The organism is Pseudomonas sp. QL9 (assembly GCF_041409665.1).
Lineage (GTDB): Bacteria > Pseudomonadota > Gammaproteobacteria > Pseudomonadales > Pseudomonadaceae > Pseudomonas > Pseudomonas knackmussii.
Window position 1 is genome coordinate 2,650,316 of sequence record NZ_CP166971.1, and the last position, 11,490, is coordinate 2,661,805.

At 65.7% G+C, this 11,490-nt stretch carries 12 protein-coding genes; 7 read left to right on the plus strand and 5 right to left on the minus strand.

Features of this window, described 5'->3' with window-relative positions; translation table 11 throughout:
• Positions 1–97: 97 nt before the first annotated feature.
• Positions 98–1,471: a Trk system potassium transporter TrkA gene (gene trkA, locus ACA097_RS12560; RefSeq protein ID WP_371370304.1), complete on the plus strand. Its 1,374-nt coding sequence runs from the start codon at positions 98–100 to the stop codon at positions 1,469–1,471.
• A 13-nt stretch (positions 1,472–1,484) separates the two neighbouring features.
• Positions 1,485–1,802: a tetratricopeptide repeat protein gene (locus ACA097_RS12565; protein ID WP_371370305.1), complete on the plus strand. Its 318-nt coding sequence runs from the start codon at positions 1,485–1,487 to the stop codon at positions 1,800–1,802.
• Between the two features lie 77 nt (positions 1,803–1,879).
• On the opposite strand, the gene ACA097_RS12570 is transcribed toward ACA097_RS12565, so the two are convergent.
• The 5 genes from ACA097_RS12570 to ACA097_RS12590 all read right to left on the minus strand — a co-directional run bounded on the left by ACA097_RS12570 (position 1,880) and on the right by ACA097_RS12590 (position 5,900).
• A complete protein-coding gene (locus ACA097_RS12570) occupies positions 1,880–2,527 on the minus strand; it encodes a 7-cyano-7-deazaguanine/7-aminomethyl-7-deazaguanine transporter (RefSeq protein WP_371370306.1) in 648 nt (215 codons plus the stop codon).
• A gap of 111 nt (positions 2,528–2,638) precedes the next feature.
• Positions 2,639–2,899, minus strand: a complete 261-nt coding sequence (locus ACA097_RS12575) for a PilZ domain-containing protein (protein ID WP_043247974.1) — start codon at positions 2,897–2,899, stop codon at positions 2,639–2,641.
• Between the two features lie 56 nt (positions 2,900–2,955).
• Entirely contained in the window at positions 2,956–4,269 is a 1,314-nt protein-coding gene (locus tag ACA097_RS12580) for an Nramp family divalent metal transporter (RefSeq protein WP_371370307.1), read from the minus strand.
• A 17-nt stretch (positions 4,270–4,286) separates the two neighbouring features.
• Positions 4,287–5,174 (minus strand): lysophospholipid acyltransferase, encoded by an 888-nt coding sequence (locus ACA097_RS12585; RefSeq protein WP_160285385.1) that lies wholly within the window; start codon positions 5,172–5,174, stop codon positions 4,287–4,289.
• 177 nt (positions 5,175–5,351) lie between these two features.
• Positions 5,352–5,900: a DNA-3-methyladenine glycosylase I gene (locus ACA097_RS12590; RefSeq protein WP_160285384.1), complete on the minus strand. Its 549-nt coding sequence runs from the start codon at positions 5,898–5,900 to the stop codon at positions 5,352–5,354.
• A gap of 172 nt (positions 5,901–6,072) precedes the next feature.
• On the opposite strand from ACA097_RS12590, the gene glyQ reads away from it, so the two are divergent.
• The 5 genes from glyQ (at position 6,073) to ACA097_RS12615 (ending at position 11,407) form a co-directional block, all read left to right on the plus strand.
• Positions 6,073–7,020, plus strand: coding sequence for a glycine--tRNA ligase subunit alpha (gene glyQ, locus ACA097_RS12595; protein WP_207884869.1), 948 nt, complete (start codon positions 6,073–6,075; stop codon positions 7,018–7,020).
• Positions 7,020–9,074 carry a glycine--tRNA ligase subunit beta gene (glyS, locus tag ACA097_RS12600; protein WP_160285383.1) on the plus strand — a complete coding sequence of 685 codons (2,055 nt, stop codon included), beginning with the start codon at positions 7,020–7,022 and terminating at the stop codon, positions 9,072–9,074. The genes glyQ and glyS overlap by 1 nt, the downstream gene beginning before the upstream one ends.
• A gap of 54 nt (positions 9,075–9,128) precedes the next feature.
• Positions 9,129–9,659: a D-glycero-beta-D-manno-heptose 1,7-bisphosphate 7-phosphatase gene (gmhB, locus tag ACA097_RS12605; protein ID WP_043247964.1), complete on the plus strand. Its 531-nt coding sequence runs from the start codon at positions 9,129–9,131 to the stop codon at positions 9,657–9,659.
• Positions 9,660–9,674: 15 nt separating this feature from the next.
• On the plus strand, positions 9,675–10,442 hold the full coding sequence (locus ACA097_RS12610; protein ID WP_043247962.1) for a 1-acyl-sn-glycerol-3-phosphate acyltransferase: 768 nt from the start codon (positions 9,675–9,677) through the stop codon (positions 10,440–10,442).
• Between the two features lie 245 nt (positions 10,443–10,687).
• Positions 10,688–11,407 carry a hypothetical protein gene (locus ACA097_RS12615; protein WP_371370308.1) on the plus strand — a complete coding sequence of 240 codons (720 nt, stop codon included), beginning with the start codon at positions 10,688–10,690 and terminating at the stop codon, positions 11,405–11,407.
• The last annotated feature ends 83 nt before the right edge of the window (positions 11,408–11,490 follow it).

Here is an 11,490-nt window from a genome sequence, read left to right on the forward strand (position 1 = left end):
ATGCTCATTCACTAGAGTGAACTGCGTTTTCAAAACCACCGCCTTCCTAGTCTCGCTCTAGCTCGCGAGCCCCAGTGAATAGGCATAGGAAGCCGCAATGAAGATCATCATCCTCGGTGCCGGGCAGGTCGGCGGCACCCTCGCCGAACACCTGGCCAGCGAAGCCAACGACATCACGGTGGTCGACACTGACGGCGAGCGCCTGCGCGACCTCAACGACCGCCTCGACATCCGAACGGTGCAGGGCAAGGCCTCCTTCCCCACGGTGCTACGCCAGGCCGGCGCCGATGACGCCGACATGCTGGTGGCGGTGACCAACAGCGACGAGGTCAACATGGTCGCCTGCCAGGTGGCCTATACCCTGTTCAACACGCCGACCCGCATCGCCCGCGTGCGCGAGGCGGCGTACCTGACCCGCAGCGGGCTGTTCAACAACGAGGCCATTCCGGTGGACGTGCTGATCAGCCCGGAACAAGTGGTCACCAACTACATCAAGCGGCTGATCGAATACCCCGGCTCGCTGCAGGTGATCGACTTCGCCGAAGGCAAGGCGCAGCTGGTTGGCATCAAGGCGCACTACGGCGGCCCGCTGGTGGGCCAGGAATTGCGTCAGCTGCGTGAGCACATGCCCAACGCCGACACCCGCGTGGCGGCCATCTACCGGCGCAACCGGCCGATCATCCCCCAGGGCGACACCGTGATCGAGGCCGACGACGAGGTCTTCTTCATCGCTGCCAAGGCCCACATCCGCGCGGTGATGGGCGAGATGCGGCGGATGGAGGAGAACTACCGGCGGATCATCATCGCCGGCGGCGGCAACATCGGCGAACGCCTGGCAGAAGCCATCGAGAACCGCTACCAGGTGAAGATCATCGAGATGAACCCGGCGCGCTGCCGGCATCTTTCGGACAACCTGGACAGCGCCATCGTGCTCCAGGGCAGCGCCTCGGATCGTGACCTGCTGCTGGAGGAAGACATCGGCGAAACCGACCTCTTCCTCGCCCTGACCAACGACGACGAGGCGAACATCATGTCCTCGCTGCTGGCCAAGCGCCTGGGCGCGCGCAAGGTGATGACGCTCATCAACAACCCGGCGTACGTGGACCTGGTGCAGGGCGGCGAGATCGATATCGCCATCAGCCCGCAGCTGGCCACCATCGGCACCCTGCTGACCCACGTGCGTCGTGGTGATATCGAGAGCGTGCATTCCCTGCGCCGTGGCGCCGCCGAAGCCATCGAAATGGTCGCCCACGGCGACCCGAAATCGAGCAAGGTCATCGGCCGCCCGCTGAGCAAGATCAACCTGCCGCCGGGCACCACCATCGGCGCAGTGATCCGCGAAGAGGAAGTGCTGATCGCCCACGGCGAACTGCTGATCGAACACGGCGACCACGTGATCCTGTTCGTGGTCGACAAAAAGCGCATCCGTGACATCGAGCGGCTGTTCCAGGCCGGTCTGACGTTCTTCTGAAGGAGGGCAGGCGATGCTCGAAGGACTGGAAAAAATGCTCGCCAAAGGCGTGGATAACCCGCTGCTGCGCTTTGGCCTCGGCAAGGGCTACCTGGATGCCGGCGAAGCCGCCAGGGCAGCGGTTCATCTGCGCCGCTGCGTGGAGCAGGACCCGAAGTACTCGGCAGCCTGGAAGTTGCTGGGCAAGGCCCTACAGGCCGAAGGCGACCTCGATGGCGCCCGCGCCGCCTGGGCCGATGGTTTGGCCGTAGCCCAGGCCCACGGCGACAAGCAGGCCGAGAAGGAAATGACGGTGTTCCTGCGCAAGCTCGACAAGGCGCAGAACAGCTAACCGCACCGCCCTTTGTAGGAGCGGGCCATGCCCGCGATTCGCGGACAAGGTCCGCTCCTACAGGGAATCGCCGACCTTCAGGCCAGCGCCGGCCGCTGCACGCGACGCAGAATGGCGTTCAGCAGCACGCCATAGAGCGGCACGAAGAGAATCAGGCTGACACTCAGCTTCACCGCGAAATCGACGCTGGCGATCTCCACCCAGTGCTCGGCCATGAAGGGGTTGGCGCTGTGCCAGAAGGCCACCGAGAAGAACGCGAAGGTGTCCATCAGGTTGCCGAACAGGGTCGACACGACCGGGGCGATCCACCACTGGCGCAGCTTGCGCAGGCGGTCGAAGACCTGGATGTCGAGGATCTGCCCCAGCGCGTAGGCGAAGAAGCTGCCCAGTGCGATGCGTCCGACGAAGGTGTTGAACTCGCCCAGCGCGGCGAAACCGCGGTAGCCGCCGTCCTGGAACAGCACCGAAACCACGTAGGAAGCCAGCAGCGCCGGCAGCATTACGCGGGCGATAACACGCCGCGCCGGGCCCTTGCCGAGCAGGCGCACGGTGAGGTCGGTGGCCAGGAAGATGAACGGGAAGCTGAACGCACCCCAGGTGGTCTGCCAGCCGAACAGGGTCATGGGCAGCTGCACCAGGTAGTTGCTGGCGATGATGATGATGATGTGGAAAACGATCAGGCCGGCCAGCGCGTTGCGCCGTGCCGCCGGGGAAAAGGCAGACATGCGTGGTCCTTTTTCATCGATGGGGTGAGGGAACCCATGCCCGGCCCTATGCCGAGCGGCGCGTATTCTAGCGAATAACGGACCCGAAAGTCAGGTTCTTCGTCGGGCGCTTCACTCGACGAAGCGCAAGCCAGCGCCTTCGGCGTCGGTGCGGGTGACTTCCATCTGCAACACCGGCGCCTCGATCGGAAGGTCTTGCACCTGGCCGGTCACGCGGGTGCCGGCGGGCAGGCCGGCGAGGGCTTCATGGCGCACATAGACGCCGCCGTCGGAGAGGTCGCGGGTGTGGCCGAAAATCTCGCCGAAACTCGCGTGGGCGATCTTGATCCTGCACTTCATCGGGGTACGCGGGTACTGCCTCTGATTCGCCATGCTCGGCATCCGTCCGGAAGGTCAGCGGCATAGTCCGCCCGATATGGCGGCGCAGGTCAAGCGAACAGTTGCCCCAGCAGCCACAGGTTGGCGCCACTGATGACCACGAACAGCAGCCAGCCCAAAGCCTGGGTCAGCCGGCTGTTGACGAATTCGCCCATCAACGCGCGGTCGCTGGTGAAGCGGATCAGCGGCCAGAGGGCGAACGGCAGTTGCAGGCTGAGCACCACCTGGCTGAACACCAGCAGCTTGCCCACCGCCTTGTCGCCCAGCAGCAGCACGCCGATCAGCGCCGGGATCAGCGCCAGGGCACGAGTGATCAGGCGACGCTGCCAGCACGGAATCTTCATCTGCAGGAAGCCCTCCATGATCACCTGGCCGGCGATGGTGCCAGTGAAGGTCGAACTCTGCCCGGAAGCCAGCAGCGCCACGCCGAACAGGATGGCGGCCAGGCCGGCGCCGACCAGGGGTTCGAGCAGGCGGTAGGCATCCTGGATCTCGGTGACGTCGGAATGCCCGGTTTCATGGAAGGCCGCCGCGGCGAGGATCAGGATGGCGGCGTTGATCAGCAGCGCAAGGCTCAGCGACACCACGGTATCCAGACGCGCCAGGCGGATTGCCGAGGCCTTGCCCTGGCTGCCGGAAACCGCGCGGGTCTGCACGATGGAGGAATGCAGGTAGAGGTTGTGCGGCATCACGGTGGCGCCGAGGATGCCGATCGCGAGGTACAACGGCTCGCGGTCGCTGACCGCCTGCCAGCTGGGCAGGAAGCCGATGGCCACGTCCGGCCAATGCGGCTTGATCAGCAGCAGCTCGACCGCGTAGCAGGCGCTGATGGTGAGGATCAGGCCCAGCATGATGGCTTCGAGGTGGCGGAAGCGCTGCCCCTTGAGGCCAAGGACGATCAGGGTGTCGAGGGCGGTGAGGAGGATGCCGCCGGTGAGGTTGACGCCCAGCAGCAGGTGGAAGGCGAGGGCGCAGCCGAGTACTTCGGCAAGGTCGGTGGCGATGATCGACAGCTCTGCCAGCAGCCACTGCCCCCTGGCTACGGCCGGGCTGTAGCGTTGCCGCGAGAGCTGCGCCAGATCCTGCCCGCTGACGATGCCCAGGCGCATCGCCAGACATTGCAGGACCATGCCGGCGAGGCTGGAAAGCAGGACCACGAACAGCAGCTGGTAGCCAAAGCCCGAACCGGCTTCGATGGCCGTCGCCCAGTTGCCCGGGTCCATGTAGCCGATGGACACGAGCAGGCCGGGCCCGGCGAATTGCAGGATGCGCTTCCACAGCGGCGCGCTGGGCGAGACGACGACGCTACCTTTGACCTCGGATGGGCAGAAGGGCGCGGTGGCGGTGGTCGGCAATCCCAGCATGCGGCTGCTCCTTCAGCTCAGTACCACTTGGCTTCGCCTTCCGGGCGCTTCTTGAAGCGCTTCATGGTCCACATGTACTGGCTCGGGTAGTCGCGTACGTAGCGGGCCAGTTCGCGGCTCAGGGCGGCCACCGAGACTTCCATGTCCTTGTCGTACATGTCCGCCGGTGCCGCCTCGAGGATCACCTTGTAGCCGCTGCCATCGGGCAGGCGCACGGCATGGAAGAACACCCCGCGTGCCTTGCCCCGCGCGAGCAGGGAGGGCACGAACTTGCTGGTGAGCGCGGTGGTGCCGAGGTAGGGCACGAAGAGCCCCGAGCCCAGGTCCGGCTCAGGGTCGCAGGGAATGCCGACGCAGCCGCCGCGCTTCACTTCCTTGATGACGCTGATGATGCCTTCCGGGGTGGACGGCGCCACGCGGTTGCCCAGCTGCACGCGCTGCTTCTTCAGCAGCTCATCCACCGCCTTCAGCTTCGGCGGGCGGTAGAAGATGATCGGTTTGGCGTAGGAGCAATAGAAGTGGTTGAGCACTTCCCAGTTGCCCAGGTGGCTGGTGATGCCGACCACGCCGTCACCCGAGGCCAGGGCCTCTTCCAGCACCTCCATGCCTTCCACTTCGCGGATGTACTGCAGCGACTTCTGCGGTGGCCAGATCCAGGCACAGGCGCTTTCGGTGAGCGTCTTGCCGATGTCCATCAGGCTGCGTCCGACCAGTTTCTCGCGCTCGGTCGGCGACAGCTCGGGGAAGCAATGCGTCAGGTTGATCCGCACGATCTCGCGGGAGCGGTTGGGCAGCTTCCACATCAGCCAGCCGATGCCCGCGCCCAGGGCCCCGACCGCGCGCCACGGCAACATGGCGAACAACCGCAGGAATCCCACCACCAGTGCGCCTTTGAATTTCTCCACGGAATGCTCCTTCAGACGAATGCGCGCATTTTAACCAGCGCGGATGACCGAAGGCGAAGCGCACGTTCCGATTGGGGCGATAGAGAGGGGATTGGTCTCACCCTTTCACACCCGTAGGAGCGGCCCATGGCCGCGAATCGCGCGCATGGCGCGCTCCTACAGGTTCCTCGACCGGCGTCAGGATAGCTCTGCGTAGCGGTCGCAATCGGTGGTGTGGTCCATCACCATGCCGCTGGCCTGCATGAACGCGTAGCAGATGGTCGGACCGACGAAGGTGAAGCCGGCCTTCTTCAGCGCCTTGCTCATGGCCTCGGCCTCGGGCGTCACCGCCGGGACATCGCCGCGTCCGCTGAAATGGTTGACCTTCGGCTGGCCTCCAACGAAAGACCACAGCAGCTCCACCGGATCGGGCAGGGCCAGCCAGGCCAGGGCGTTCTGCCGGGCGGCCTTGAGCTTGGCCAGGTTGCGGATGATGCCCGGGTCCTGCATGCGCTCCTCGATCTCCTCGTCGCTCATGCGCGCCAGGCGCTCGGGGTCGAAGCCGAACAGCACCTCGCGGTAACGCTCACGCTTGCGCAGCACGGTGATCCACGACAACCCGGCCTGGGCGCCCTCGAGGAGCAGCAGCTCGAACAGTTTCTGCGCATCCCTCAGCGGCACGCCCCATTCGGTGTCGTGGTAGGCGATGTACAGCGGGTCGTCGTTACACCAGAAGCAGCGGGGCATGGCGGTCGGCCTCGAAGGGTTGGGAAAGGCAATCACTATAGTCTGCATACTGTATGAAAATACAGTCACAGGCTGTCGCAGCGGTCGCCCCGGAAGCGTGGAAACCCCAAGCGGCATGCGGCTTCGGGTATACTGCGGGGTTTTAGTCGCATACCCAGCACAGGTGATTTTCGTGAGCCAGACTACGCCCGCCGTGCCCACCTTCCAGGACCTGATCCTCGCCCTGCAAAAATACTGGGCCGATCAGGGCTGCGTGGTGCTGCAGCCCTATGACATGGAAGTTGGCGCCGGCACCTTCCACACCGCCACCTTCCTTCGCGCCGTCGGCCCGGAAACCTGGAACGCCGCCTACGTGCAGCCCAGCCGCCGCCCCACCGACGGCCGCTATGGCGAGAACCCGAACCGCCTGCAGCACTACTACCAGTTCCAGGTCGTCCTCAAGCCGAACCCGGAGAACTTCCAGGAGCTCTACCTGGGCTCGCTGAAGGCCATCGGCATCGACCCGCTCGTGCACGACATCCGCTTCGTCGAAGACAACTGGGAATCGCCGACCCTCGGCGCCTGGGGCCTGGGTTGGGAAATTTGGCTGAACGGCATGGAAGTGACCCAGTTCACCTACTTCCAGCAGGTCGGCGGCATCGAGTGCTACCCGGTCACCGGCGAGATCACCTACGGCCTCGAACGCCTGGCCATGTACATCCAGGGCGTCGACTCGGTGTACGACCTGGTCTGGGCTGACGGCCCGTTCGGCAAGGTCACCTACGGCGACGTGTTCCACCAGAACGAAGTGGAGCAGTCGACCTACAACTTCGAGCACGCCAACGTCGAGAAGCTCTTCGAGCTGTTCGACTTCTACGAAAGCGAAGCCAACCGCCTGATCGAGCTGCAACTGCCGCTGCCGACCTACGAGATGGTCCTCAAGGCCTCGCACACCTTCAACCTGCTGGACGCCCGCCGCGCCATCTCGGTGACCGAGCGTCAGCGCTACATCCTGCGCGTGCGCACCCTGGCCCGTAACGTGGCGCAAAGCTACCTGCAGGCCCGCGCGCGCCTTGGCTTCCCCATGGCCACCCCCGAACTGCGTGACGAAGTACTGGCCAAGCTGAAGGAGGCCGAATAATGAGCGCGAAGGATTTCCTCGTCGAACTGGGCACCGAAGAGCTGCCCCCCAAGGCCCTGAAAAGCCTCGGTGAAGCCTTCCTCGCCGGTATCGAGAAAGGCCTGAAGGCCGCCGGCCTGACCTACTCGGCCGCCCGCTACTACGCCGCGCCGCGCCGCCTGGCCGTGCAGATCGACCAGCTCGCCGTGCAGCAGCCCGACCGCACCGTGAACCTCGACGGCCCGCCGCTGCAGGCCGCCTTCGACGCCAACGGCAACCCGACCCAGGCTGCGCTGGGCTTCGCCAAGAAATGCGGCGTCGACCTCGAGCAGATCGACAAGAGCGGCCCGAAGCTCAAGTTCAGCCAGAGCATCGCCGGCCAGCCGGCCGTGGGCCTGCTGCCGAGCATCGTCGAGACCTCGCTGAACGAGCTGCCGATTCCCAAGCGCATGCGCTGGGCCGCCCGCCGCGAAGAGTTCGTCCGTCCGACCCAGTGGCTGGTGATGCTGTTCGGCGACGACGTCGTCGACTGCGAGATCCTCACCAAGAAAGCCGGCCGTGAATCCCGCGGCCACCGCTTCCACAACCCGGACAACGTGCTGATCTCCAGCCCGGCCAACTACCTGGAAGACCTGCGCAGCGCCCACGTGCTGGCCGACTTCGCCGAGCGCCGCGAAATCATCGCCAAGCGCGTCGCCGAACTGGCTGCCGAGCAGAAGGGCACTGCCGTGGTGCCGGCCGACCTGCTTGACGAAGTGACCGCCCTGGTCGAGTGGCCGGTGCCGCTGGTCTGCTCCTTCGAGGAGCGCTTCCTCGCCGTGCCGCAGGAAGCCCTGATCACCACCATGCAGGACAACCAGAAGTACTTCTGCCTGCTGGACGCCAACGGCAAGCTGCTGCCGCGCTTCATCACCGTGGCCAACGTGCAGAGCAAGGCACCGGAGCACATCGTCTCCGGCAACGAGAAGGTCGTGCGCCCGCGCCTGACCGACGCCGAGTTCTTCTTCAAGCAGGACCAGAAGCAGCCGCTCGAGCAGTTCAACGAGCGCCTGAAGAACGTGGTCTTCCAGGCCCAGCTCGGCACCGTGTTCGATAAGGCCCAGCGCGTTTCCGCCCTGGCCGCCTTCATCGCCGAGCGCATCGGCGGTGACGCGAAGAACGCCGCCCGTGCCGGCATCCTGTCCAAGTGCGACCTGGCCACCGAGATGGTCGGCGAGTTCCCGGAGATGCAGGGCATCGCCGGTTACTACTACGCCACCGCCGGCGGCGAAGCCAAGGACGTCGCCCTCGCGCTGAACGAGCAGTACATGCCGCGCGGTGCTGGCGCCGAACTGCCGAGCACCCTGACCGGCGCTGCCGTGGCCGTGGCCGACAAGCTCGACACCCTGGTCGGCATCTTCGGCATCGGCATGCTGCCCACCGGCAGCAAGGACCCGTACGCCCTGCGCCGCGCCGCCCTCGGCGTGCTGCGTATCCTCATCGAGAAGCAGCTCGACCTCGACCTGGGTGAAGCCATCGCCTTCGCCATCGGCCAGTACGGCGACAAGGTCAAGGCCGAAGGCCTGGCCGCCCAGGTGCAGGACTTCATCTTCGACCGCCTGCGTGCGCGCTACGAAGACGAAGGTGTGGACGTCGCGGTGTACCAAGCCGTCCGCGCCCTGACCCCGACCGCGCCACTGGACTTCGACCAGCGCGTGCAAGCCGTGCAGGCGTTCCGTCAGCTGCCGGAAGCCGAAGCCCTGGCCGCCGCCAACAAGCGTGTGTCGAACATCCTGGCCAAGGCCGAAGGCGAGGTCCCGGCACAAGTCGACGGCAATCGCCTGCAGGAGAACGCCGAGCGCGCCCTGGCGGACGCCGTGGCCGGTGCCGAAGGCGAAGTGGCTCCGCTGGCCCAGGCTCGCGACTATCGCGCCGCCCTGGCCCGCCTGGCCGCCCTGCGCGCGCCGGTGGACGCCTTCTTCGAGGAAGTCCTGGTCAACGCCGACGATGCCGCCGTGCGGGCCAACCGCTACGCGCTGCTGGCGAAGCTGCGCGGGCTGTTCCTCGGCGTCGCCGACATCTCCCTGCTGGGCTGATACGGGTACCCGGTTCCGCGCACCCTGCGCGGAACCGGCCCCGATTTGAACCGTATGAAGCTACTGATCCTCGACCGCGACGGCGTCATCAACCTCGACTCCGACGAGTACATCAAGTCCCTCGACGAGTGGATTCCGATCCCCAGCGCCATCGCTGCCATCGCTCGCCTGAGCCAGGCGGGATGGACCGTGGCAGTGGCCACCAACCAGTCCGGCGTCGCCCGCGGCTACTACGACCTGGCGACCCTGGAAAGCATGCACGCGCGCCTGCGCGAGCTGGTGGCGGAGCAGGGCGGGGAACTCGGCCTGATCGTCTACTGTCCCCATGGGCCCGACGAAGGCTGCGACTGCCGCAAGCCGAAGCCGGGTATGCTCCGGCAGATCGCCGCGCATTATGATCGGCCGCTGCAAGGCGTCTGGTTCGTTGGCGACAGCAAGGGTGACCTGGAGGCGGCCCTGGCCGTCGATTGTCAGCCCGTGTTGGTGAAAACCGGAAAGGGCGAACGAACCCTGGCCAAGCCGCTGCCCGAAGGCACGCTGGTCTTCGACGATCTTGCGGCCGTCGCCGCACACCTCTTGACCTAAGGAGTCGCGCTGAACATGTCGATAGTGCAGGCCACCAGAACCGTCCTCTTCTACCTGCTGCTGTCGTTCAGCGCCTTCGCCTGGGGCACCCTGAGCCTGCTGCTCGCCCCCCTCCTGCCGTTCGAAGCGCGCTATCGCTTCGTCGTCCAGCGCTGGTGCCGCTTCGCCGTCTGGCTGGCCTGGCACATGGTCGGCGTGCGCTACCGCCTGAGCGGCCTGGAGAACATCCCGCAGAAACCCTGCGTGATTCTTTCCAAGCACCAGAGCACCTGGGAGACCTTCTTCCTGTCCGGCTACTTCGCGCCGCTGAGCCAGGTGCTCAAGCGCGAACTGCTCTTCGTGCCCTTCTTCGGCTGGGCGCTGGCACTGCTCAAGCCAATCGCCATCGACCGCAGCCAACCCAAGGTCGCCCTCAAGCAGCTCGCCAAGCAGGGGCACGAACGCCTGCAGCAGGGCGCCTGGGTGCTGATCTTCCCGGAAGGCACACGCATCCCCACTGGCGTAATGGGCAAGTTCTCCCGCGGCGGCGCCGCCCTGGCAGTGAACGCCAACCTGCCGGTACTGCCGATCGCGCACAACGCCGGCCACTGCTGGCCGAAGAACGGCTGGGCCAAGCATCCGGGCACCATCGAGGTGATGATCGGCCCGCTGATGTACGCCGAGGGCGAAGGCCCGCGTGCTATCGCCGAGCTCAACCAGCGCGCCGAGGAATGGGTAGCCAACGCCTTGCGCGGGATCGGCGAACTGCCGCCGCAAGCGAGCGCCCAGGCCGACGTCGCCTGACCCGCTAGAGCGATTCCAGAGACAGGGCCCAAGGGCCCTGTTTTCGTTTCTACGGCCTGATCGTCCATTACGACGGTCATCCCCTGGGCTTTGTCCGATACGCCCTGTGCGCGCCTTCCTGGCGGCCTATAAGCTCAAGGCAGACGCCAGGGAAGAGCCACGCCATGACCAGCCAAAATCCACGCCCCGCCACCTCCGTTTTGCTCATTCGCGAAGCGCACAACGGGGGAGGGTTGGAGGTACTGATGCTGGTGCGCAACCAGCAGGTCGGCTTCTGTCCCGGCGCTCTCGTATTCCCCGGCGGCAAGGTAGAAAGCACAGACGGCCATTCCGCCTTGCGGGCTCGCTGCATCGGCGCGGAATCCTTGAGCGATGACGAGCTACGTTTCCGCGTAGCGGGCATCCGTGAAGTCTTCGAGGAAAGCGGCCTGTTGCTGGCTAGAAGGGCGGGCGACGCCAGCTTGTTGAGCGAGGCCGACGTGGGCGGACTGAGGGCGCGCTGGCAATTGCGCCTGCAATTGGACGCTACCGGCCTGTTCGAAATGCTGGAGGCCGAGGATCTCCTTCTCGCCACCGACCTACTCGAACCTTTCGCCCATTGGGTAACCCCGGACTTCCTCGACAAACGCTTCGACACCCGCTTCTTTCTCGCAGCCGCGCCGGCCGGGCAGAGCGCCCAGCACGATGGAGGCGAAGCCGTGGACTCCCTGTGGATCACTCCCCATCAGGCACTGGCAGAAGGCGAGGCGGGCCGGCGCAGCCTGGTATTCGTCACGGCGCAAAACCTACGGCTATTCCACGGCATCGACACCGTCGTGCAGGCTTTGGCGATGGCTCGCACGCGTCCCCGTTGCAGCGTGCAACCTTGGCTGGAAGAGATCGCTGGCATCCGCCACCTGCGCATCCCCGAGGATGCAGGCTATCCCGAGGCGAGTTTCCCGCTGCGCCCCGGCGCCGCTTTCTAACCCCGGAAAAACGAAAGCCCCTGGCCGGAGTTCCGGGCAGGGGCTTCGTCAAACACCGGGCGCGCACGCCCGGGTTGGGCAAG